Raw genomic sequence first — 21,030 nt, forward strand, 5'->3', positions numbered from 1 at the left:
CGCGACCCATCCGATACGACCTCGCCTTCGGCTCCTACGAGGACGCGTTGCGCATGGTCGGCACCCGCACCGCACCCAGGTACGCCGGGACGGCGGTCAGCGGCGCACGCATCCAGCATTTCGCCGCGATGGTCCGCGACCGCAATCCGTCCTACTGGGACGAGCAATTCGCGCTGCGGCAGTGGGGTGGGCTGATCGCACCGCCGGCGCTGCTGATGGGATGGCTGATCCCGCCGCCGTGGCTGCCGACAGACGAACCACCGACGTCGTCGATCGCGATTCGCGTTCCCTTGCCGGGCACCACGTTCATCAACGCCTCCAACGAGGTCGAGTTCCCTTGCACGATCGTCGAGGGTGACCGCCTACACGTCGTCGAGGAGGTGGTGGCGGTGTCCGAGGAGAAGCGCACGCGCCTTGGCTCAGGCCATTTCGTCGAGACCCGCGACGAATTCCACCGGCAGGACGGCACACTGGTCGCGGTCAACCGCAACACGCTGTTCCGCTTCACTCCCGGGGCCGACCGGTGATGCGCAGTGTCGCCTGGGCCGACGTCACGGTGCCCACGGAGCTACCCGAGGTGATCGATCCGATCGACTATCAGCGGGTCGTCATGAACCCCGGCGCGACATGGGATTACTTTCCGGCGCACTACGATCCGGTGTACGCCAGGCAGCACGGCCACCCCACGATCTTCGTCAACACCATGCACATCGCCGGCTTCGTGGACCGGGTCGCAACGGACTGGGCCGGGCCGTGCAGCAGAGTGGTGCGACGCAGGGTCACGCTGCTCGGTTCGATCTACGCGGGTGACTCGATGGTCGGCCGCGGCCGCGTCGTCGGTAAGCGGGAGCGTCGACTGGTCGACCTGGAGATCACCGTCTCGAATCAGCGCGGCGAGTTGTGCTGTCCAGCCGAGGTGACCCTCGAGCTGTCGATCTAGGGTGCGGCAACGGGTCGGCGCTCACCGTGGTCTGGAGTTCGACGTACTCACTCAGTCCCTCGGCGCCGAATTCGCGGCCGATGCCGGATTGTTTGAACCCGCCGAAGGGCATCGTGGTGTCCAGGGTGTACATGTTGATTCCGTATGTGCCCGTTCGGATCTGGGCGGCGATCTCCAGTCCACGCCCGACGTCGTCGGTCCACACCGAGCCTGCCAACCCGTAGTCGGTGTCGTTGGCGATCCGCACCGCGTCGCTTTCGTCGGAGTACTTCAGCACCGTCAGCACCGGGCCGAAGATCTCTTCGCGGGCGATCCGCATGTCGTTGGTCGCGTCGGCGAACAGCGTCGGCCGGACGTACCAGCCGCGGCCGAAGGGAGAGTCGGCGCCGCCCAACACCATTCGCGCGCCCTCGTCGAGGCCTGACTCGATGTAGCCCTGTACCCGTTGCTGTTGCCGCTGCGCGACGAGGGGGCCGACGTCGGTGGCCTCGTCGGCCGGGTCACCCACGTTCAGACCCGACATCATGTCGGCGAGCGCGTCGACCAACTCGTCGTGGCGGCGTTCGCTGACCAGGATTCGGGTCTGAGCGACGCAGGCCTGCCCGTTGTTCATCAGGCTCGCCGTCTTCAAATGGCTGACCGTGCGGCCGATGTCGGCGTCGTCGAGGACGATCGCCGCCGATTTGCCGCCCAGCTCCAGGCTGACCCGCTTGAGCTGCTCACCGCAGACCGCGGCGATGTGTCTGCCGGTCGCCGACGACCCGGTGAAGGAGATCTTGTCGACGCCGGGGTGGCGGATCAGGCTCTCGCCGGTCGCGCGGCCGCCCGGCACGATCGACACCACGCCTTCGGGCAGGTCTACCTCGTCCAGCATCTCGGCCAGCCACATCGCGTCGATCGGGGTTTCGGGCGCGGGCTTCACCACCACCGTGCAACCCGCGAGCAGCGCCGGGATCATCTTCGGCATGATCAGGAACTGCGGCACGTTCCACGGCACGATCGCGCCGACGACACCGACGGGCGCCCGGCGGATCTGTACGTCGCCGAACAGGCCACGCCGCCGCTCGAGCCACGGATAGTCGCGCGCGGTAGCGAGGTTCAGGTGCATCTGCGCGACGGCTCCCACCGCCTGCCCGAGCCTGCTGAAGCTGCGTGGTGAACCCATCTCGGCGGTGATGAGGTCGGCCATCTCGTCGGTGTGGGCGGTATAGACCGTCGCGAGCTTGTCGATCACGGCCATCCGGTCGGCGACGGTCATCTGCGGCCACGGACCCTCGTCGAACGCGGTTCGTGCCGCCGTCACCGCCCGGTCGACGTCGTCGGGACCTGCCTCGGGCGTTTCGCCGATCTGCTCCTCGGTGTGCGGGGAGATGACCGGGAGCCGCCGGTCGGTCGACGGTTCCGTCCACCGGCCGCCGAGGAAAAGCCGATCGTAGACAAGAGATCTCATCTTTGCGCCTCTCGTTCCGGCACGGCGCGACCGCGCGCCCACTAAGGTCGCTATTAATGCAAACATAGCAAGAAAACGCTGAGGAGTGGACACGGTGGGCGAGGACTGGCGTCGGTATCCGTTCTCACTGGTTGCCGGCGACCCGCAGCTCGATTTCCCGGCCGCCGAGGCCGTGCATCCTGACTTCCAGTCCGACACCTGGTTTCTCGCCGGCGAGCTGACCGCGGAGTCCGCCCGGCGGTATGCGTTCCTGGCGATCGTCAACAAGAACCGGCCTGGCGAGTCGATCGTCGCGGACTTCTACACCTTGGCGGTGTTCGACCTGGACGCCGGCCTCTACGCAAGCTATACCGACTACGACATGCCGCCGGCGAACATGGCGCCGGGCGCGAGGCCGAAGCTCACACTGGCCGACGGACATCTCGAGTTGGCCTACGACAGCAGCTCCGGCATTGCGTCGTGGCAGACCTGCCGCGACGCTCGCGGCGAGTTGTTGCCCTACACCTACGATGTCGATTTCGTCGGCGCCGATCCGGTGACCGGTCATTCGCTGCGCGTGGCCCTCCATGTGACGCCATCGCGCGCACCGGTGCCACTCGGCGCCGCCGCGCACAACGGCCGGATCGACTGCTTCGGCCAGGCGGGCACGTATTCGTACTTCCAGACCGGCATGTCGATGACGGGCACGTTGACGTGGGGCACAGTGTCCGAACGCGTATCGGGAACGTCAGGCCACGTCGACCGGCAGTGGTTCCCGTTGGTGGCCAACGCCGGCGGGCCCGGGGGTGACATCCGCTGGCGAGCGCACGAGTGGCGCACCATCAACCTCGACAACGGCGTCGACCTCAGCATCTGGCACCAGTTCGACCGCACTGAACACAATGCACTGCAACCGTTCTCGGGTGCGACCGTCAGTTTCCCCGACGGCACGGCCGCACCGCAGTACGCGGACGACATCGAGGTGACGGTGCACGGTTACGTGCGCTGGCCGGAGTCGGTGCGGACGCTGGTGCCGCCGCCGCGCACGGCTCGATATCTGCCGGACCGGCACCGGCTGACGTCACGCGCGCTGGACCTCGACCTGACCGGCGAGCCGTTGATTCCCGCACCCGCCCATGCGCTGCCGCTGGAGTACATGGAGGGTCCGTATCGGTACACCGGGACGCTGCGCGGCGAACCGGTGAGCGGATTCGCGTTCTACGAGCGGTCGCTCGCGCTCTACCGCGACTGGGAGTTGATCGACGTGCTGGCCACTGCGGTCGGGGGGTTCGCGGCCGCGCCGCTTCACGAATTGATCGACTCCGGCCGGCGCGCTGAGGCGATCGACTATCTCACCGGGCGGATACGCCCCGGGGCTGACCCGCCGACCGCGCAGCTCGTCGATGACCTCGTCGAGGCGCTGTCGCCCTGAGCCGTCAGACCCCCAGCGCCGCGGCCCAACTGGCGTGTCGGTGCTGCAGGCCGGGCTCGTTGCGGCCGAACACCAGGTCTTCGCGCGCACCGGTATCGAGGTTCGCTTGAAGCGCGGTGACCAAGGCATAGTCCTCGTCGCGGACGGTCGCGTGTGCGTAGTCGAAGACCGCGGCAGCGCCGGCGGCGACGGACTCGTCGGTGAGGTCCAGCGGTGTTGAGTTCTGGTGCACGGTGATCGAGCGCCCGGGCCCGTCGCCCGGATAGATCCGGAACAGCTCACCGTTGGCGATGGTGCAGGACAACACGATGTTCGGGAACAGCGCATAGATCACCACCATGTGGTGTAGCGGGTCCCACTGCTCCTCGGGTATGTCTTCGAGATCACGAATCCCATTGAGCGGGAAGACGAGTCGATGATGGGGGCCGAACGAGTCGAAGACCGTGCAGTTGCTGCGGGCGATGGTCGCGAATGTGGTCCTGTGCACGGTCGCGAAGTGGTAGTTCTCGGCGAACGTGTCGATCGCCAGCTTCCAGTTGATCGGGCAGTCGAGCACCTTCTCACCCAGCGGCGACCAGCGGCCGATACCCCAGGAGTCCAGTTCGTCGGCCAGCGGGCCGAGGAAGGCCGGGATGTCAAGCGTCGCATCCCGGTCCAGCGAGAGCCACAGGAATCCCGCGCATTCGGCGGCCGGAAGTTCGGCCAGCGTCGTTGTGCCCGTGACTGTCTCGGGAAAGCCCTCCCGGCCCGGCACCGCGGTCAGTGCACCGTTGAGGTCATAGGTCCACGAATGGTACGGACAGGCCAGTCGGCGGGCGGCGCCGCAGCCGTCGGCGATCCGCGATTGGCGGTGCAGGCAGACGTTGTCGAACGCGCGCACCAGGCCATCGGCCGCCCTGGTGAGCAGCACCGAGCGACCCATGACGGTCTTGGTGCAGTACGTGCCGGGCCGCGGGAGTTCCGACGAATAGCCCACCAGTTGCGGGGACCGGCTCAGCAGCGCGACATCCTGGTCATGGCGGTGCGCCGAGATATAGCTGTCCGCGCTCACCCTGCACTCGGCCGGCATGAGATCGGTGGTGTTGTCGCGAGCAAGTTTGACCGCGCGCCGGGTGAGGTCGATGAGCAGGTCGCGGTCCATCACTGATCCTCGGAAGGGCTGGAAGCTATTTCGTTATTTTTATAATGATGGTCCTTCTTTGTCAAAAACCGCTGGTGACCGGCGTGGTCGGCCTATCGTGCGCAACAGGTCGGGAGACGACATACGGGAGGTCACCGATGACGCGCAGGGTGCGATCGGCGGTCGGCCGGTGCTGGGCCGTGGCCACGGCGGGGGTCATGGCGTTGGGTTTCGTCGCGCCGGCCACAATCCCGACTGCGGCGGCGTTTTCGAATCCGGACCTGCCCGTCGAACAACTCGAGGTGCCCTCGACGGCGATGGGTCGCACCATCCGCGTCGAATTCCTCTCCGCTGGGCCGGATTCGCCCGCGCTGTACCTCCTGGACAGCATGGAGGCCGGTGAGGATTTCAACGGTTGGGACATCAACACGCAGGCCTTCGACTGGTATGACGGCTCCGGGATCTCGGTGGTGATGCCCGTGGGCGGGAAGTCGAGCTTCTACAGCGACTGGTACGGACCCGCGAAGAGCAACGCCGGAACGTACACGTACAAGTGGGAAACGTTTCTCACCCGAGAACTTCCGACCTGGCTGGCAACCAACAAGCAGGTACGGCCGAGCCGTAACGCCGTCGTCGGATTCTCGATGGGCGGGTCGGCTGCGCTGGTCCTGGCGGCATACCACCCGCAGCTCTTCAGCTATGCCGGATCGCTGTCGGGCTTCTTGAACCTGTCCGCGCCGAACGGGCCGGGGCAGGTCAGGATCGCCCAGATGTGGAACGGCGGCTTCGACCCGGCCGCGATGTGGGGGCCGCCGGGCGATCCGGCATGGGCCCGCAACGATCCGACGGTGCAGGCGGGCCGGCTGGCCGCCAACGGCACCCGGCTCTGGATCTATTGCGGCAACGGCACAGCCACCGACTCCGCGCTGGCCAGTCCCGATGCGCCCATCGCCGGCCTGGGCTTCCTCGAGGGCTTCGCGATCGACTCCAACCGCGCATTCGTCGACGCCTACATCGCCGCTGGCGGCAACAACGGCGTATTCAACTTCCCCGCGGGCATCCACAGCTGGGGGTATGCAGGCCAGCAGCTGCAGCAGATGAAACCCGACATTCAGCGGGTCCTGGGAGCCAGCCCTGCCGCGCAACGCTGAGGTGCCGCAGGCGAATTCCCTGCGCTGGCTGATGACCCGCACGGACCGGGTGCTCACCGAGGAGGTGTGTGCGCCACCCGCCGATGTCCGCGCGTTCTATGTCGACCTCGACAACATCGCGACGGTCCATCCGCTGGTCGGTGCGGTGCGCTCGACCGCCCGCATCCAGGTGGAGAACGGCTACCAGCAGAGCTATCGGGTCACCGACCGTATTCGGATAGGACCGATCACGCTGCGCACCACCTACCGGGCGCGGTTGACCGTTCCGGCGACCGGTGAGGTGACCGCGGAAGCCCGGCAGTTCCCCGGCGTACGGCTACGCAGCCTCGTCGGCTTCGATTCGACGCCCTGCGGCACCCGCGTGACCGAGCGCATCTGCATCGAAGCGCCTCGACCGCTGGCCCCGTTCGTCACCCGGGAGGCGGTGAAAGCGCATCGCGAGATGCTGCTCGGCATCCGCCGGAGATTCGGGCGTTAATCCTCGTCGGACGGCGAGGGGTCGGTCGCGGATGCGTCCAGCACACTGACCGCGATGCCGTACGGCAGGAACCGCACCTTGCGGGCCGGGTCGGTGTTGTTCTTGTTCGCCCGCAGCGCGTCCAGCTCGGTGGGATACACCTGCTCGATGTGGGCCCCGCCGTCGGCGTCGACGGTGTAGATCGCCCACACCCCGTCGCCGGTCTCACCGGTCGTCTCCGGCTCGCGCCGTGACCGGGAGGAGCGGGTGAACTCGTCGACCAGGTTGGCCCAGCCGGCGCGCTCCCCGGAGGTGCTGAAAAACCTGCCGAGGCCGTCGAGCGCATCGCGCAGCCCCTCACCCGCCTCGCGGACAACGCGGTCGAACTCCTCGGGATCGAACCCGAACGGGCCGTTGCTGCTCATCGTGCTTCCTCCTGCCCCGCACCACTGTGCGGCGATAAGCCCCAGTGTGCCCGCAGGTCTGCGAGTAGTCGACTGAAGCGATCCTCAGGTGGTAGGCAACCTTATGGCAATCTCACCGGAGGACGCCTTGGCCGCAGTCGAGCGATCCCCGGCAGCGGTCACCGTCCACGACCGCGACGCGTGGGTGGCCGCGTTCACCTTCGACGGCCTCATCGAAGACCCCGTGGGCTCGCAACCACACCGCGGCACCACGGCGATCACCCGCTTCTACAACACCTTCATCGGTCCGCGTGACATCACCTTCCACCGCGACGTCGACATCGTGGCCGGCGCCACCGTCATCCGCGACCTGGAACTCGAGGTCCAGATGTCGGGCGGGCTGACGATGCGGATACCCGCGTATCTGCGCTACCACCTGGAAGACACCGGTGGGGAACTGAAAATTGCTGAGCTGTCAGCTTTTTGGGAGCTGCCCGCGATGGTGGGGCAGTTCCTTCGCAGCGGGGTCCGATCGGTGCCCGCCACAGTCGCGCTGACCAAGGGACTGCTGACCAACCAAGGCGTCGTCGGGACACTCGGCTTTCTCGGCGGATTCCGCGGCACCGGCCCGCCCGGCAAACGGCGCTTCGGCGAGTTCCTCGCCGCCGCGCGGGCCGGTGACGAGGTCGGGGTGCGACGTTGGTTGGGCGGTGGCACGCAGATCACGGCGGGTGACCACACGCCGATGAGCGGCACCGAACTGTTGTCCCGGTTGACCGGCGGCCGGCCCCGGAAGGTGATCGGCTCCGGTTACAGCCTGGTCTGCGGCATCGACGGCAGCACCGGCCGCGACGTGATGATCGCCGATGTGGCGGCCAAGCCGTTCGCGATCAGGCGGATCCGTTATTACTCCGCCGGCAGCGACGGCTGATTCGATCGCCTCGGCGTGGGGTAACCACGCCGCATGACTCCGCGTGAAGACGACGACAACAGCGAACAGGACGTCGCCGACGACGACCACGTGGCAGCCTCGCGCGTCGGCAAGGAAGGCGACGACGACGGCACCTACGTGGGCCGCACGTTCTCCGACGACGCGATCGACGCGGGCGAGACCGGAGCCGAGGCGCGCAGCGACGACGGTCGTTGACAGCAGACACGGACGGGGTTCGCGGCAGGTGAAATATCGATTCGGTCGCGTCGGACGTGGTCGGCACGCCGGACGTGAGACGGTATGAGCACCATGGCTGCCGACGACGAGATCACCGACGAGATCACCTACGAGGAATTCGGCCGCAAATTCTTCGAGGTCGCGGTGACCGAGGAACGCGTCGGCAACGCGATCGCCGAGATCGCGGGCGACGAGTTCGAGATGGGCCCGATCGCTCAGGGGCCGGGCAAGATCGCCAAGGTCACGGCGAAGGTCAGGATCCAGGAACCGCGCCTGACCCGCGAGGTCGGCGCGCTGATCACGTTCGCCATCCGCATCCCGCTGGAGATCGACATGGTTGTCGACCTGCGGATCGACAAACCGAAGTTCATGGTCTTCGGCGAGATCGCCTTACGCGCCACCGCGCGTGCGGCCGATCCACTGCTGCTGATCCTCGATGTGGAGAAGCCGCGGGCCTCCGACATCTCCATCCACGTCACGTCGAAGTCGCTGCGCGGCGAGGTTGTGCGCATCCTCGGGGGTATCGACGCCGAGATCAGGCGGTTCATCGCCGCGCACGTGGCCGGCGAGATCGACAGCCCGGCGTCGAAGAAAGCCAAGGTCATCGACGTGGGCGCCACCATCGACACCGCCTGGACGGGAATCTAGGGGCCGCACAGCGTACGATTCGCGGGTGCTTCGCAAATCCCTGACGACGCTGGCGCTGACCGCCGGACTTCTCGGCGCGACGGCCGTCGTGACCGCGCCTGCGCACGCCGATCCCGTCGATGACGCGTTCCTGAACGCGGTGACCGAGGCCGGCGTCGTCATGAGTGATCCGGGCAGCGCCGTGGCCGTCGGCCAGCAGGTGTGCCCCATGTTGGCCGATCCGAGCCAGAACGCGGCCGACGTCGCCGCCAAGGTCGCCGACATGGGTGGCATGTCGCTGGGACCGGCGACGATGTTCACCGGCATCGCAGTCTCGATGTTCTGCCCGGCGATGATGTCGTCGATCGGCAACGGCCAGTCGCCGATCCCGCTGCCGTTCCTCGGAATCTAAGCCGCCAGGAGCTCCAGCCGGGGGCGCCTGGGTCGGCGGGCTGCTCCAGGTGTCCAGGTCCGTCATCGACGGCGCGCAATACAGTTCGACGAGCCGGAAGCCGTACCGTTCGGCGGCCCTCTAAAGCGTGCGCCCCACGGCGCTCAGCTGCCGCAAAATGTCCTCGAGCCGGGTCCGAGGCAGTTCCATGCGCCATTGGGCCACCGAGGCCGACAGACGCACCACCCCGGGCGCGAAGCCGATGCCGATCAGTTGTACGCCGTGCGGCAGTTCTGGCAGGCGCACGGGATAGGCGGGAGTCCGGCCCGGTAGCGGCCAGCGCGACCGGCCGAACGCCAGTCCACGCGGCTTGAGCCAGAGTGTCGAACCGTCCATCCGGGCGTCAACCTCCAGGTGGCCGGCCGCGGGCCGGCGCGCCAACCGCAGCCGGGCGACCCCGTCGGCGCCGACCGCTCCGGACAGCCGGGGCGCCACCCACCGGAACAAATCGTCGAGCGCCGCCGCCGGGACCTCCAGCGTCAGCTCGACCGGAGCCGCGACCAGCACCGGTGGTGCGGTCGGCCGCATGTGCACGTTGTGCAGCACCGCCGTCGCATGGCTGAACTCCGCCTCGTTCCACCGGATGTCGCGGGCGGCCAACCGAACGTCGTTGAGTTGGCCGACCGACAGCCCCCGGACGTCGAGCCGCGAGTCGAACTCGGTGACCGTCAACGTCAGGTCCCCGTTGTCGAGCCTGACTGTCACCCGCCTGCCCACCACCAGCCGGCGCACGGTCATGAACAGGGTGCGGTAGGCCGCGGCGGCTCCGCTGCTGACCGGCGCCACCGCCGCCGAGGACCACAGCGCGGTCAACATGTCGACAGCGCGGAACGGGTCGAATCGGCGCAGCGATCCCGGACGCGTCATAACTCCAGCATTCCCGTTGCGACGCCGTTCCGTACAGTCGGGCGCATGACCTCCGTGGTAATCGTCGGCAGCGGGTTCACCGGATTCGAGTGTGCGCGGGCGTTGGCCCGCAAGTTCCGCAGACAGCGTGCGGATGTGCAGATCTCGATCATCTCGCCGGTCGACTACATGCTCTACACCCCGTTGCTGCCGGACGTCGCGGGAGGCCTGGTCGACGCGCGATTCGTCGCGATCCCGTTGGCCAATGCGCTGCGCGGGGTGCAGGCGATCCGGGGTCGGGTGGACGAGGTGGACTTCGACGGGCACACGGTCACTTTCACCGACCCCGAAGAACGGTCCCGCGTTCTCAACTGGGACCGCCTCGTGCTGACACCGGGCTCGGTGACCCGGCTGTTCGACGTGCCCGGCCTCGCCGAGCACGCCCGTGGCCTGAAGTCGACGGCCGAAGCGCTCTACCTGCGCGACCACGTGCTCGAACAACTCGAACTCGCCGATGTCGACGACGATCCGGGCCGGGCGGCGGCCCGGCGGACGATCGTCGTGGTCGGCGCGTCGTATTCGGGCACCGAGCTCGCCGTACAGTTGCGCGCGCTCGCCGACGCCGCGGCCAACCAGATGGGCTTCGACCCGGGCGAGGTGAAATTCGTCCTGCTGGACCTGGCCGAACAGGTGATGCCGGAGGTCGGCGAGAAGCTGGGCGCGGCCGCACAGCGAGTGCTGCGCTCGCGCGGCATCGACGTGCGGCTCGGGGTCACGCTGAAGGAAGTACACGCCGAACACGTTGTGCTCAGCGATGATTCGCTGATCCGCACGCATACCGTCGCCTGGGTCACCGGCGTCACGGGTGCGCCGCTGATCGAAAAGCTCGGGCTGCCCACCGAGCGGGGCCGGCTGAAGGTCACCACCGAACTGCAGGTGCCGGGACATCCGGACGTGTTCGCGGCGGGAGACGCCGCCGCCGTGCCCGATGTCACCGAGCCGGGCAAGATCACCCCGCCGACCGCTCAGCATGCCACCCGCCAGGGAAAGGTGTTGGCGCGCAACGTCGCTGCCAGTCTGGGCTTCGGCGAGGTCAAACAATACAAGCACCGCAACATGGGTCTCGTCGTCGACTTGGGTCCGCACTCCGCGGTGGCCAACCCGCTCAACATCCAGTTGTCCGGCTTCCCCGCCAAGCTCGTCACACGGGCCTACCACGTCTATGCCATCCCGCGCGGCGTCAACCGCTGGGCGGTGACACTGGCGTATCTGACCGACCTGTTCTGGGACCGCTCCGTGGTGTCGTTCGGACTGTCGTCACGGGAAGACGCCCGGTTCTCGGCCAGCGAGGGCATACCCATGCCGAAAGCCGAGTGATTCAAACCGGGTGAACCGGGGAACTGTGACGGCATGGCTACGTATCGCGTGCTGAACCCCAAGGGCGAAGTCGTCGACACCAAGGACATCGAAAGTGCCGACGACGCCCACGCCTGGTTCGTCGACCAGAAGGCCGAACCCGAACTCGGCTGGCGCATGGAGGTCAAGACCGACGACGGGGACTGGGACTTCTTCGACAGCAGCGAGGGCGACCGCAAATACTGACGCTCGTCGTGAAACGGGCGTGCGGCGAAGTGCTGCTTTCAACCGGAGGGTGACGTGTGCCGAAGCTGAGCGCCGGACTGCTGCTGTACCGGGTCAGCGACGGCGCCGTCGAGGTGCTCATCGGCCATCCGGGTGGGCCGTTCTGGGCACGCAAGGACGACGGCGCCTGGTCGATCCCCAAGGGGGAGTACACCCAGGGCGAAGACCCGTGGACCGTCGCGTGCCGAGAGTTCGAAGAAGAACTCGGCAAGCCGCCGCCGCCCGGCCCGCGTATCGACTTCCCGCCCGTCAAGCAGCCGAGCGGAAAGGTGATCACGGCGTTCGCCGTGCGCGGCGACCTCGACCTGGCCGACACTTTCTCCAATACGTTCACGCTGGAATGGCCGAAGGGGTCGGGCAAGATCAGGGAATATCCCGAAATCGACCGGGCGGCTTGGTTTTCCGTGGCGCAGGCTCAGTCGAAGCTGTTGAAGGGTCAGCGGCCGCTGCTGGAGCTTCTGCTGGCGGCAATCGAAGATGACGAACGTCTCGGGTCTCGACCGCGTTGATCGTCAACGCGCGGCCGTGGATCCGCCAGCCGGCTCGCGTGCGCAGGTATTCGTCGTCGTAGCGCAGATGCCACACCAGATCGGCGGCGTGCTCGCCGCGAAGCGTCCAGTGGTGGGCGATGCAGGTGATCCGGCCCAGGGCGTAGTCGGGTTCGTCGCCCTTGGCGTACACCTCTCCGACGATCGCATGCTCGGTCCGGGCCACGGCCGCCAGCGACGCCATGGCCGCTCGCACACCGTCGCGGCCGTGGTGGCGGCGCACCGGCTCCAGCGTCCGTGGTGGGTCCGGCAGGCGCAGTTCGGCGTTGTCGGTGAACAGCTCGGCGACGTCGTCGAACCGGCGGTCGTCGACCGCCGAGGCGTAGATGTGCACCAGATCGGCCAGCGCCAACCGGTCGGCGGTGCTCAACATCATGAGGCCAGCCCCAACCGCTGCGCGCACGCCGACAGCATGTCGCGCGCTTGGTCGATGTCGGCCGTCGGCGGCATCGCCAGGATCAGGCGGTCCGCGCCGCGCTCGGAGAGTTTGGCCGCCCGCTCATCGTCGATCTTGGTGACCAGGTGGCCGAGCGACAGTTCGAGCGCATCGGGGTCGCGCCCACATCGCCCGGCCTCCTCGCGCATCAGCGAGACGAGTTCGGCCAGTTCGGCACCGCCGACACCGAGCGGCTGGAACCCGTCGCCGAGCCGGCCGGCCCGCCGAGCCGCCGCCCTGCTGTGGCCGCCGATGTGAATCGGTATGTGCGTTACCGGTTTCGGATAGCACATCGCGTGGTCGAAGTCGAAGAACTCACCGTGGAAGTCGGCTCCTTCCGGGCGGTCCTGCCACAGCAGCCGCAGCACCGCCAGCTGTTCGTCGGCGCGTCGGCCCCGGCTGGCGAATTCGGTTCCGCAGGCCTCGATCTCCTCTTTGAGCCAGCCCATTCCCACACACAGCCGCAGCCGTCCATCGGAGAGCGAATCGACGGTGGCGACCCGTTTGGCCAGCACCACGGGGTGGTGGTTGGGCAGCACGAGCACTCCCGTGGCCAGGCCCAGCCGATGAGTCTGCCCGGCCAGGAAGGCAAGCAGCTCAAGCGGGTCCGGAACCTCACAGTCGGCCGGCAACTCGACGCGACCGGACGCGTCGTAGGGGTAGACGCTGTCGTACTGCGACATGAGCACGGTGTGCTCGACAACGACGATCGATTCGAACCCGCACTGCTCCATATGCTTGGCGAAGGCGGCCATGAACGCCGGGTCGGCGGTGACACCCGCGGCGACGGGCGCGATGACGGCGTATTTCATGGCAGCGGCGGCAGGCCGTTGCTTTCGCGGATGTCCCTTCGGCATTCGCGCCGGGTCTGCCCGGTCTGCTGCATGCACACCCGCACGGGCGATTCCTCGGCGGCCGGCAGGGGTTCGTCGGTCGGCTCGGTGGTCACCGTGGGGCTCGGGATGTCGCCTTCGGTCAGCGACCAGATCGAGGCGCCGGTGGTCTGCAGCGTCGAGCAGTACGCCGTCGAGCCGTCCGCCGTGGTACCGGTGCTGCCAACGGGGGAGCAGTCGGCACCGATCACGGCGACCGGTGCAGCGGCCGGCGTCGCCGTCGCGGTCGTCGTCGGGGGAGTCGTGGGGGTCGCAGGAGAGGGCGTCGCCGTGGTGGTCGGGGCGGGGCCGGCGCGTGCGGCTTCCTCTTCGTCGGCGCGGCCGTACTCGAACGCCGCAACCGCGATCGCCACGACCAGCAGCACGGCGAGGACTACCGGCACGATCACGCCCGCCCGCGGCAGCGGCCGGTTGGGCCGTTTGGACCGCTTGGGTGGGGTCGCCACTTCGGCGAACCGGGTGGCGTCGTCGTCCGGCGAGGCCGCGCCCAGGTGGTGGCCTAGCGCCCTCGCGAAATCCGCGCAGCGCGTGAACCGGTCTTTGGGGTCCTTGGCCAATGCCTTGGCCAGCACGGGATCCAGGCCCGCGAGGTCGGGACGGTCGGCGCCGATCGCCGGTGGGGCAGACGACAGGTGCTGGCTGATGACGACCGCAGGGTTGGAGTGGTGAAACGGCGGCGAACCGGTCAATAGATGAAATGCGGTGGCGGCCAACGCGTATTGGTCGGCCCGCCCGTCCAGTTTCTCACCCATCAGTTGTTCGGGGGCGGCGTAGGAGACGGTGCCCACGGTCATGTTCGTCGCGGTCAGCCCGCTGATATCGTTCTCCCAACGCGCGATCCCGAAGTCGGCCAACAGGATTCGTTCGCCACCGGAGTCGGGATTGGCAAGCAGGATGTTCGCCGGCTTGACGTCGCGGTGCAACAGCCCGCCCTGGTGGGCGTAGTCGAGGGCGTCGGCGATGGCACTGATGATCGAGACGACCTCCCGCGGCGGCATTCCGTCGGGGTACCGCTCCTGCAGCAGGCGCGCCGCATCGGTGCCGTCGACGTAGTCCATCGAGATCCAGATCTGGCCGTCGGATTCACCGCGGTCGTGCACGCCGACGATGTGCGGATGCCACAGCGTGGCAGCGATGTCGGCCTCGCGCTGGAATCGCCGGCGGTACTCGTCGTCGGCCGAGACCGAGGTGGGAAGCACCTTGAGCGCGTCGCGGCGAGGCAGGCGCGGATGCTCGGCCAGATAAACCTCGCCCATGCCACCGGCACCGAGTAGTCGCACGATGGTGTATCCGGCGAACGTCGCACCATCGGCCAACGGCATGGGCGAAATAGTACGAGACGCAGCTACAGATCGAGCGACAGATGGCCACCCTCGGCGGCGCGGGAGATGCAGATCAACATCAGCCCGCCGTCGCGTTCGGGATCGGTGAGCAGCACGTCGCGGTGGTCGACGGCGCCCGCGAGCACGCGGGTTCGACAGGTGCCACAGAATCCCTGCTGACACGAATACGGCGCAGCCACGCCCGACCGGCGCAGCGCGGTGAGCAGGGTCTCGTCGGCGTCGACGTCGACGGTCTCCCCGCTCGAGGCCACAGTCACCGAGAACGCCTGGCCGTCGACGACGGGCGGGGCGGCGAACCGCTCGAAGTGCAGTTCGACGTCGTCGCGGCCGACCAGCCGCTCGCGGATCGCGGTCAACATCGGCGCCGGCCCGCAGGCGTAGACCGCGGTGCCGCGTCGGCAGTGGCCGAGAAGTTCATCGGCGGTGGGCAGGCCGCTGACGTCGTCGGTGCGGATGCGGACGGGCGCGCCGAAGGCCGCGACCTCGTCGACGAACGGCAGGCTGTCGCGACTGCGGCCGGTGTACACCATCGACCAGTCGACGCCGAGGCGCTGCGCCAGGCCCAGCATCGGCAGGATCGGGGTGATCCCGATACCGCCCGCGACGAACAGCAGCCGCTGGGTAGGGGAGCCGTAGCCGGGCACGGTGAGCGGGAACGCGTTGCGCGGTCCGTGCGAGGTCACGGTCGTCCCGGGCCGCAGCGCGTCGTGCACCTCGATCGAACCACCGCCCCCGTCGGGGATGCGCCGCACGGCTATGCGGTAGGCGTCGCGGAGCGCGGGGTCGCCGCACAGCGAGTACTGGCGCACCAGACCGCTCGGCAGGGTGATGTCGATGTGCGAGCCGGGACGCCACCGGGGCAGCGGCCCGCCGTCGGCGGCGGTCAACGTCAGCGCCACCACGTTCTCGTCGCGCGCCACCACCTGCCGGTCGGAGACCCGCAGCACATGCGTCCGGTCCAGTTCGGGCGGCGGCATGACTCGCCGGGTGGCGGCTGCCACCGTGGCCATTCCGGAGATCACCACGTCGGCGAACCCCACCATCAGGCTGCGGCGGCCCTGCCGCAGCGGGTTGGCCGGCAGTTGCCGATAGCGTTCCCGCAGACCCATCAAAGGTGCGCGGCGCGCGCGGCGGGTGAGGTGGCCAGGTAGGCGACGGCCTGGGCGGTCGAGCCCATCTCCTCGGGTGAGTAGCCGGGTCGGAAGTACGCCAGCGTGTTGACGCCGAACAGGGTCCGGAACTTGGGCAGCAGGCCGAGTTCGGAGTCGCGCATCCGCATTCGCTGCATCGTCCACCATCCGATGTCGTTGTTCGGGTCGGACTTGAGCAGATACCAGGTGCCGCGCTGGAAGAACGCGAACATCGCCGTCGCCGCAAGCATCATGGCCCGGATCCGGTCGGGATAGCTGTTGTGGAAATAGACCGCGACGTCGTGGGCGACGCAGCGGTGCTCGACTTCCTCGCTGCCGTGCCAGCGGAACAGGTCGACCAACGTCGGGTGGGCGCCATGCTCGTCCCAGGACGAGTTGAGCGCGAAGTCGCCGAGCACCGCGGTGTAGTGCTCGATCGCCGCGATCAGCCACAGCCGCTCACACAGGTCGTTCAGCCGCCGGCCGGGATCATCGGATTGTTTTGGCGCCAAGACCTTTTCGAACATGTACTCGACGAGGTCGAGCACCGGTGCGGGGTCAACTCCGTTGCCGACGATGAACTCTCGGATCACGTCGTCGTGGGCGGCGGCATGCGTCGCTTCCTGGCCGATGAAACCGCGGATGTCGTCGGCGAGCTTGGGATCGCGCACGAGCGGCAACGCCTCGTTGTACGTGCGGACGAACCAGTGCTCGGCGGCCGGCAGCACCACGTTGAACAGGTTGATCATGGTGGAGGCCACCGGATGACCCGGGATCCACTCCAGCGGGATGTCCGACAGGTCGAAATGCACCTTGCGGGCTTGAATCTGGACTGGCCCTGGATCGATCTCCCGGGCGAAGCGGCGTGGTCGCAGCATGTCAGCCTCCTGTCGAAGCCCTTTGTACGCAGTCTAAAAGAGGTAACTGGGAACGCAGGTTTCAGGTTCGCGCGCGCTGTCAATATGTTCGTTCATGGCGGGGATCGAGAGTGTTCTCGAGTGGGCCAAGCAGCAGGTGGCGGCCCGGGTTCCGAAAGCCGATCTGGATCAACGCGACGCCGACTACATCCGGGAGCAGCTCCCGGGCCTGTGGCTGTTGGCGTCGCTGTACTTCCGCGCCGACGTCCGCGGCTTGGACCGCATTCCCGCCGACGGGCCGGTGCTGCTGGTGGGCAACCACAGCGGAGGCAACCTGCCCCCCGACACCTTCGTCTTCACGCTCGCGTTCTGCTCGTACTTCGGCGTCGAGCGACCGTTCTATCAGCTCGCCCACAACCTGGTTGTGTCGATGCCGGGGCTGGGCTCGCTGCGTAAGTTCGGCACCGTCGCCGCCAACCACGACAACGCCACGCTGGCGCTGAAGTCGGGCGGGGCCCTGCTGGTGTATCCCGGGGGCGATTACGAGGTGTTCCGGCCGTCGTGGAAGCGCCACGAGGTCGATTTCGGCGGCCGCAAGGGTTATGTCAAGCTCGCCCGCGAGGCCGGTGTGCCGATCGTGCCGGTCGCCAGCGTCGGCGGGCAGGAGGCGGCGCTGTTCCTCGACCGCGGGCAGTGGCTGGCCAAGCTGCTGATGGTGGACAAGACGGCGCGGCTGAAGAGTGTGCCGATCCTGGTGGCGCCGCCGTGGGGCCTGACCGTCAGCGACATGGTGCCGAGGCTGCCCTTGCCGACCAAGATCGCCATCGAGGTGCAGGATCCGATCGACGCCGACGACATCGCGGCCGGTGACGACGAGGTGATCGACAAGAGGGTGCTGACCAGCCTGCAGGCCGGGGTGGACCGGCTGGCGGCGCGACGACGCTTCCCGGTGCTCGGATGAGGGTGCAGCGGCGGTGCGTCATCGACGCCGACCGGGACCGGGTGTGGAAAGTGGTCAGCGACCCCGGCTGCTACCCGGAATTCATGTCGAGCCTGGAACGGTGGGAGACGCTGACCGACGACCCCGCCGGACGCGGCGCCCGCTACACCGTGCACTGGAAGGTGGGCTCGGTGCCCATCGGCGGCACCGTCGAGGTCGTCGAGTTCGACCCGCCGCGCGAACTGTCGTGGATCGGGATCACCGGGGTGTCGCAGCGCGGCCGGTTCCGATTGCGTGAGACCGAGGACGGGCGGACGAAGGTCATCTTCCGGCTGTCCTACGAGTCGGCGGGAAACCTGCTGGGACTGATCGCGGACCGGGTCGCCGCGCGCCAGGTCGGCCGCAACATGAGTAGGACGTTGGCCAGCCTGCGGCAGATGGTCGAGGCCTGACGCGTCAGGCCGGCGGCGGCGCACCCGCGCCAGGTGCACCCTGGATCGGCACCACGGGGGTGGGCGTCACCGTGGTGATGCCGTTGCTGCCGACTCGGGGCCCGCCGGACGGCCCCATCTCGGCGATCATGTCGGCCGCCTTCTGGCTGCAGTCGAGCATCAGCAGCATGCGGCCGCCCGAGGTCATCTTCTGCTGGTCGACCAGGCACTCCGCCTGCGGCAGCACGCTGCCGAACGATCCGCCGAAGTACCCTTTCACGCCCTGCGACTTCAGGAGCTGCAGCGCCTTCTGATACGGCTCGCCGACCACGTTGTAGTTGTTCGCCGCCGGCTGGGACAGCGCGATACCGGCGCCGACGAGGGCCGCGGAACCGACGGCGACGAGCCCACCGCTGAGCACAACAAGCTTGTTCACGGCATCTCCCTAGGTCGGTGCGGTGCGAACATATCGCAGACGGTTCGAATGTGAAACCGGAGGAAGACCCGCCCGCGTTACACCGTCGGGCTCACCGCGGCCCGCATGATCTCGCCCAGTCTCGCCGCGTCGGCATCCTCGAATACGTCCTCCAGCAGCAGTTTCCTGCCGTCGGGACCGCTCAGCGGCACCCGCCAGTTCGGATACTCGTCGGTGGTACCCGGCTGGTTCTGGGTGCGCAGATCACCGACCGCGTCGGTCAGCGACAGCGCCAGCAACCGCGACGGTGTGCGACCGAGATAGCGGTGCAGCGCCTCGACGATCTCGGTGACGCTGATGTCCTCGGGGTCGCCGCTCAGCAGGCCGACTCGACGTAGTTCGCTCAACCACCCGACCTGCTGTTCGCGGTCGGCGGCCAGTTCCTCCTTCGCGGGCCGGGTCAGCAGTCCGAGTTCGTCGCGGAGCCGGACGTGTTCGCCGGCCAGGTAACCGGCCGTCGGAGGCAGATCGTGGGTGGTGACCGCCGACAGGCAGTACTCGCGCCACCGCTCGGCGGGAAGCGGCCCACCGTCACCGTCGCGGTCGGCCTCGAACCACAGGATCGACGTCCCGAACAGGCCGCGCTCGCGCAGGTGGTCGCGCACCCACGGCTCGACGGTGCCGAGGTCCTCGCCGACGACGACGGCTCCCGCCCGGTGCGCCTCCAGCGCGACGATGCCGATCATCGCCTCATGGTCGTAGCGCACATAGGTGCCTTCGGTGGGCCGCGTGCCCTGCGGGATCCACCACAGCCGGAACAGCCCGATGATGTGGTCGATCCGAACCCCGCCCGCGTGCCGCAGCACGGCGTTGACCAGCGCGCGGAACGGCTCGTAGGCGAGCTTCTCGAGTTGGTCCGGCCGCCACGGTGGCTGCGACCAGTCCTGGCCGAGCTGGTTGAACTCGTCCGGTGGCGCACCCGCGGTGACCCCGAGAGCCAGCACGTCCTGCAGTGCCCACGCATCCGCCCCGTTTGGGTCCACCCCGACCGCGAGGTCGTGCATGACGCCCAGGCTCATGCCCGCCTGCAGCGCGGTGGCCTGTGTCGCGGTCAGCTGGTCGTCGAGCTGCCACTGCAGCCAGCGGTGGAAGTCCACGGCGGCGGCATTCTCGGCGGCGAAGTCCGCGACGGCCTCGCTCGCCGGGTGCTGCAGCTCGGGTGGCCACCGATGCCAGTCGGCGCCGTGCCGCTCCGCCAGGGCACACCAGATGGCGAAGTCGTCCAGGCTGCTGCCCTCACGCTCGCGGAAGGCGGCGTAGGCCAACTCGCGCCCCGCAGAACGCGGCACCGCGTACACCGCCTCCAACGCGGCGCGCTTGCCCCTCCACGCGGCGTCGCGGTCGATCTGGTCGATACGTCCGGCCCGTGCCTGCAGGTACTCACGCGCCTTGCGCATCCGGTTGCGACGACGGACGTAGGCGTACTCGGGGACCGCCTCGACGCGCAGGTAGATCGGGTTGACGAAGCGACGCGACGTGGGCAGGTAGGGCGACGGTTCCATCGGCGCGACCGGAGCGGCCGCGTGCAATGGGTTGACCAGGATGAAGCCCGCGCCGTGCCGGGCCGCCGACCATACGGCGAGATCGGTCAGGTCGGTCAGATCGCCGATCCCCCAAGACCTTTCAGACCGCACACTGTACAACTGGGTGGCCAGCCCCCACTGCCGGCCGGAAGTGGGTTGCAACGACGCCGGCGAGACGATGATCGGAGTGCTCGTCTCCGCCGAGTCCGCGTGCAGATGCAGGCGGTGGTATCCGATCGGTAGGTCGGCGGGCAACTCGAACGTCGCCTCGCCGATCAGCCTACCGTCCAGATCGTAAGGCGGCCGGTTGTTTTCGAGCTGACGCAGATCCGCGCGGACCGTCCCGTCCTCCAGGTGGAGCCGGAGTGTCACCGGGCCCCCGTGCGTGACGTGGACCCAGAACGGCGTCGTGACACCGGCGCGGCCGACGATCGTCGGTGGCAGGCGCCGCGCCCAGTATTCGCGGTCGTGCGCGGTGAGCGCCGCGGCGCGCTCGGCCTCGGTGGCAGCCGGGACACCGAGCGCCGCGAGCACCGAGATCAGCGTCGACTCGGCAACCGGCGTGCGCGTGCCCGTCCAGTCCTCGTATTCGGCGGCGACACCGTAGCGTCGCGCCAGCTCCACCAGCGACGCGGCGGGCAGTTCAACCGACACTGTCATGGCGCCAATCTTGCCTGGCGGGGTAGCGACTCGCGGATCGACACGATCGGGTGCGTACCCGCCGTGCGGCCAACGTGAACCACGGCCGCACATTCGGCGGTGATCTGTGCTGTCCGTCCTCGCGTAAG

At 68.2% G+C, this 21,030-nt stretch carries 24 protein-coding genes and 1 pseudogene; 14 read left to right on the forward strand and 11 right to left on the reverse strand.

Going from position 1 to position 21,030, the window contains the following annotated elements; genetic code table 11:
• Positions 1-53: 53 nt before the first annotated feature.
• Together AU188_RS22970 and AU188_RS22975 are read left to right on the forward strand one after the other, a co-directional pair.
• The gene (locus AU188_RS22970) at positions 54-527 is read left to right on the forward strand and encodes an FAS1-like dehydratase domain-containing protein (protein ID WP_059165927.1); all 474 of its coding nucleotides are present in this window, start codon (positions 54-56) and stop codon (positions 525-527) included.
• Entirely contained in the window at positions 527-940 is a 414-nt protein-coding gene (locus AU188_RS22975) for a MaoC/PaaZ C-terminal domain-containing protein (protein ID WP_059165928.1), read from the forward strand. The genes AU188_RS22970 and AU188_RS22975 overlap by 1 nt, the downstream gene beginning before the upstream one ends.
• On the opposite strand, the gene AU188_RS22980 is transcribed toward AU188_RS22975, so the two are convergent.
• Positions 873-2,390 (reverse strand): aldehyde dehydrogenase, encoded by a 1,518-nt coding sequence (locus AU188_RS22980; protein ID WP_082686759.1) that lies wholly within the window; start codon positions 2,388-2,390, stop codon positions 873-875. The genes AU188_RS22975 and AU188_RS22980 overlap by 68 nt on opposite strands.
• 94 nt (positions 2,391-2,484) lie before the next feature.
• Between AU188_RS22980 and AU188_RS22985 the strand changes: the two genes are divergently transcribed.
• The gene (locus AU188_RS22985; RefSeq protein ID WP_059165929.1) at positions 2,485-3,801 is read left to right on the forward strand and encodes a lipocalin-like domain-containing protein; all 1,317 of its coding nucleotides are present in this window, start codon (positions 2,485-2,487) and stop codon (positions 3,799-3,801) included.
• Between the two features lie 4 nt (positions 3,802-3,805).
• Here AU188_RS22985 and AU188_RS22990 read toward each other — a convergent pair whose 3' ends face one another.
• The gene (locus tag AU188_RS22990) at positions 3,806-4,942 is read right to left on the reverse strand and encodes an aromatic ring-hydroxylating oxygenase subunit alpha (RefSeq protein ID WP_059165787.1); all 1,137 of its coding nucleotides are present in this window, start codon (positions 4,940-4,942) and stop codon (positions 3,806-3,808) included.
• Between the two features lie 137 nt (positions 4,943-5,079).
• Here AU188_RS22990 and AU188_RS22995 point away from each other — a divergent pair, with 137 nt between their 5' ends.
• Both AU188_RS22995 and AU188_RS23000 read left to right on the forward strand, forming a co-directional pair.
• Positions 5,080-6,072 (forward strand): alpha/beta hydrolase, encoded by a 993-nt coding sequence (locus AU188_RS22995; protein WP_059165788.1) that lies wholly within the window; start codon positions 5,080-5,082, stop codon positions 6,070-6,072.
• A 31-nt stretch (positions 6,073-6,103) separates the two neighbouring features.
• Positions 6,104-6,550 (forward strand): hypothetical protein, encoded by a 447-nt coding sequence (locus AU188_RS23000; protein ID WP_059165930.1) that lies wholly within the window; start codon positions 6,104-6,106, stop codon positions 6,548-6,550.
• Here the strand turns inward: AU188_RS23000 and AU188_RS23005 are convergent.
• Complete coding sequence (locus AU188_RS23005; protein ID WP_059165789.1) at positions 6,547-6,954, reverse strand: Rv0313 family protein; 408 nt, start codon at positions 6,952-6,954, stop codon at positions 6,547-6,549. The two genes, AU188_RS23000 and AU188_RS23005, sit on opposite strands and share 4 nt — an antisense overlap.
• A gap of 103 nt (positions 6,955-7,057) precedes the next feature.
• Here AU188_RS23005 and AU188_RS23010 point away from each other — a divergent pair, with 103 nt between their 5' ends.
• From AU188_RS23010 to AU188_RS23025, 4 genes are all read left to right on the forward strand, one after another.
• Entirely contained in the window at positions 7,058-7,864 is an 807-nt protein-coding gene (locus tag AU188_RS23010; RefSeq protein ID WP_059165790.1) for a nuclear transport factor 2 family protein, read from the forward strand.
• 33 nt (positions 7,865-7,897) lie between these two features.
• On the forward strand, positions 7,898-8,080 hold the full coding sequence (locus AU188_RS23015) for a hypothetical protein (protein ID WP_059165791.1): 183 nt from the start codon (positions 7,898-7,900) through the stop codon (positions 8,078-8,080).
• An 84-nt stretch (positions 8,081-8,164) separates the two neighbouring features.
• Positions 8,165-8,749, forward strand: a complete 585-nt coding sequence (locus AU188_RS23020; protein WP_082686760.1) for a hypothetical protein — start codon at positions 8,165-8,167, stop codon at positions 8,747-8,749.
• A 25-nt stretch (positions 8,750-8,774) separates the two neighbouring features.
• Entirely contained in the window at positions 8,775-9,140 is a 366-nt protein-coding gene (locus tag AU188_RS23025) for a DUF732 domain-containing protein (protein WP_059165792.1), read from the forward strand.
• Positions 9,141-9,260: 120 nt separating this feature from the next.
• Here the strand turns inward: AU188_RS23025 and AU188_RS23030 are convergent, their stop codons facing one another.
• Positions 9,261-10,046, reverse strand: a complete 786-nt coding sequence (locus AU188_RS23030; RefSeq protein WP_059165793.1) for a hypothetical protein — start codon at positions 10,044-10,046, stop codon at positions 9,261-9,263.
• Between the two features lie 45 nt (positions 10,047-10,091).
• Between AU188_RS23030 and AU188_RS23035 the strand changes: the two genes are divergently transcribed.
• From AU188_RS23035 to AU188_RS23045, 3 genes are read left to right on the forward strand one after another with little or no spacing between them, the layout of a single operon-like run.
• Positions 10,092-11,402: an NAD(P)/FAD-dependent oxidoreductase gene (locus AU188_RS23035; RefSeq protein WP_059165794.1), complete on the forward strand. Its 1,311-nt coding sequence runs from the start codon at positions 10,092-10,094 to the stop codon at positions 11,400-11,402.
• A gap of 33 nt (positions 11,403-11,435) precedes the next feature.
• Positions 11,436-11,627, forward strand: a complete 192-nt coding sequence (locus AU188_RS23040; protein ID WP_059165795.1) for a hypothetical protein — start codon at positions 11,436-11,438, stop codon at positions 11,625-11,627.
• Between the two features lie 56 nt (positions 11,628-11,683).
• Entirely contained in the window at positions 11,684-12,175 is a 492-nt protein-coding gene (locus tag AU188_RS23045; RefSeq protein ID WP_059165796.1) for an NUDIX hydrolase, read from the forward strand.
• Positions 12,176-12,197: 22 nt separating this feature from the next.
• Here the strand turns inward: AU188_RS23045 and AU188_RS25135 are convergent.
• From AU188_RS25135 to AU188_RS23070, 5 genes and pseudogenes are all read right to left on the reverse strand, one after another.
• Positions 12,198-12,590, reverse strand: a pseudogene (locus AU188_RS25135) (nuclear transport factor 2 family protein); the annotation flags it as partial.
• Entirely contained in the window at positions 12,587-13,462 is an 876-nt protein-coding gene (locus AU188_RS23055) for an LLM class F420-dependent oxidoreductase (protein WP_059165798.1), read from the reverse strand. The pseudogene AU188_RS25135 and the gene AU188_RS23055, both read right to left, overlap by 4 nt.
• On the reverse strand, positions 13,459-14,865 hold the full coding sequence (locus AU188_RS23060) for a serine/threonine-protein kinase (protein WP_059165799.1): 1,407 nt from the start codon (positions 14,863-14,865) through the stop codon (positions 13,459-13,461). The genes AU188_RS23055 and AU188_RS23060 overlap by 4 nt, the downstream gene beginning before the upstream one ends.
• 23 nt (positions 14,866-14,888) lie before the next feature.
• Positions 14,889-15,995 (reverse strand): PDR/VanB family oxidoreductase, encoded by a 1,107-nt coding sequence (locus AU188_RS23065; RefSeq protein WP_059165800.1) that lies wholly within the window; start codon positions 15,993-15,995, stop codon positions 14,889-14,891.
• Positions 15,995-16,894, reverse strand: coding sequence for a metal-dependent hydrolase (locus AU188_RS23070; protein WP_059165801.1), 900 nt, complete (start codon positions 16,892-16,894; stop codon positions 15,995-15,997). The genes AU188_RS23065 and AU188_RS23070 overlap by 1 nt, the downstream gene beginning before the upstream one ends.
• 94 nt (positions 16,895-16,988) lie before the next feature.
• Between AU188_RS23070 and AU188_RS23075 the strand changes: the two genes are divergently transcribed.
• Both AU188_RS23075 and AU188_RS23080 read left to right on the forward strand, forming a co-directional pair.
• Positions 16,989-17,834, forward strand: coding sequence for a 1-acyl-sn-glycerol-3-phosphate acyltransferase (locus tag AU188_RS23075; RefSeq protein ID WP_059165802.1), 846 nt, complete (start codon positions 16,989-16,991; stop codon positions 17,832-17,834).
• A complete protein-coding gene (locus AU188_RS23080) occupies positions 17,831-18,265 on the forward strand; it encodes an SRPBCC family protein (RefSeq protein WP_059165803.1) in 435 nt (144 codons plus the stop codon). The genes AU188_RS23075 and AU188_RS23080 overlap by 4 nt, the downstream gene beginning before the upstream one ends.
• A 4-nt stretch (positions 18,266-18,269) precedes the next feature.
• Here the strand turns inward: AU188_RS23080 and AU188_RS23085 are convergent, their stop codons facing one another.
• A complete protein-coding gene (locus AU188_RS23085; RefSeq protein WP_059165804.1) occupies positions 18,270-18,680 on the reverse strand; it encodes a hypothetical protein in 411 nt (136 codons plus the stop codon).
• A 77-nt stretch (positions 18,681-18,757) separates the two neighbouring features.
• Positions 18,758-20,902 (reverse strand): 4-alpha-glucanotransferase, encoded by a 2,145-nt coding sequence (malQ, locus tag AU188_RS23090; protein WP_059165805.1) that lies wholly within the window; start codon positions 20,900-20,902, stop codon positions 18,758-18,760.
• Between the last annotated feature and the right edge of the window lie 128 nt (positions 20,903-21,030).

The organism is Mycobacterium sp. IS-3022 (assembly GCF_001500065.1).
In the GTDB taxonomy this organism is placed as follows: Bacteria; Actinomycetota; Actinomycetes; order Mycobacteriales; family Mycobacteriaceae; genus Mycobacterium.